The sequence below is a fragment of the Streptococcus suis genome (assembly GCF_024509555.1).
Classification (GTDB): Bacteria; Bacillota; Bacilli; order Lactobacillales; family Streptococcaceae; genus Streptococcus; species Streptococcus suis_AD.
Window position 1 is genome coordinate 1 of the sequence record NZ_JAMWEL010000081.1, and the last position, 271, is coordinate 271.

Consider the following 271-nt stretch of genomic DNA (forward strand, 5'->3'; position numbering starts at 1 on the left):
CTCAGCAAGCGAATCTGCTTCGACTAGTGCGTCGACATCCGCAAGTACATCAGCTAGTGAATCCGCGTCGACCAGTGCGTCAACCTCAGCAAGCACAAGTGCTTCCGAGTCAGCGTCGACTAGTGCGTCAACATCCGCAAGTACCTCAGCAAGCGAATCTGCTTCGACTAGTGCGTCGACATCCGCAAGTACATCAGCTAGTGAATCCGCGTCGACCAGTGCGTCAACCTCAGCAAGCACAAGTGCTTCCGAGTCAGCGTCGACTAGTGCG

Annotated in this window: 1 pseudogene; it reads right to left on the minus strand. The window is 55.4% G+C overall.

Annotation, left to right across the window (positions count from 1 at the left end):
* Positions 1–271: pseudogene (locus NF418_RS10430) on the minus strand (MSCRAMM family adhesin SdrC); the annotation flags it as partial.